We start from the raw sequence: 1,093 nt of genomic DNA on the forward strand, positions 1-1,093 counted from the left end.
AAACTTAAGAAAGTATACCGCCATGAACACAAATCCAACCATAGATGATGAAAATAACTCAAACTCAAAAGGTTCCAACCATCAATTTTTGATGATTGGAACCTTTTTTAAGATATTTTGGCTAGTTATGTCCCAGTCTACGGATAAAGCAGATGCCTTTGTAATCACAAAGATATTCATGGTCGATTTAGAAAAAAGAGAACAAATACAAGATAAGATTACCGTAGAGCTTAAAGAATTGACGAGGCACAGAAGGAGATTGGGGAAGCACCAGGCCCTTCTTAAGACGCAGTACACTCGAATTCTTGAAAAAAGTTTTCCTGAGCTAGCTAGTTATGGCCAAGTTCGTTATTCGGACTATATGATGCGACTATTAAAAAAGTATCCAAGCCCCAGGAGAATAGCGAAGGCTCATGAAAAAACACTTTCCGAATTATTGGGAGTGAACAACAGTCGCCTGCAATCTCAAATGCTTAAACAACTAGCGAAAGAAAGTATTGGGTGCTATTCCGAAATCACGGAATTTGAATTAACTCAAACCATACAACAAATATATTTGTATGATAAGCAAATAAAAGAAGTCGATAAAAAAATTCAGGAAATGATGGATAAACTCGATTCACCAATCGTAACTATTCCCGGAATTTCCTATCGACTTGGAAGTATAATCATAGCAGAAATAGGTGACATCCACAACTTTAATAACCCAGGTCAGCTATTAGCTTTTGCTGGAATGGAACCATCCATTTATCAAGCCAATATCAAGGAACTGGAAAAATGGTGAAACGTGGATCACCACACCTCCGATGGGCGATGTATCATGCCTCGAGATTGATTTCTATATATTCACCGACGTTCAAGGCATATTATGAAAAGAAGCTCTTAGAAGGCAAACATTATAATGTGGTGTTCAGCCATGTAGCGAAGAAATTAATTAGAGTCATATTCCATTTCATGCGGACAGGCGAATTATATAAAGAAGTTGTTTATACGTAATATTTTGACCGTTATAAAATACTAAAGTTTAACAAAAATACACAGCTTGATGATTAATTTTAAAATCATTAACCATCAAGCTTATTTGCCATGTCCA

General features: G+C 36.0%; 1 pseudogene. It reads left to right on the top strand.

The annotated features are described in order from the left end of the window. The first annotated feature begins 604 nt into the window (after positions 1 to 604). Positions 605 to 996: pseudogene (locus GZ63_RS18905) on the top strand (transposase). The last annotated feature ends 97 nt before the right edge of the window (positions 997 to 1,093 follow it).

Source organism: Virgibacillus alimentarius, assembly GCF_000709085.1.
Lineage (GTDB): Bacteria > Bacillota > Bacilli > Bacillales > Amphibacillaceae > Virgibacillus_B > Virgibacillus_B alimentarius.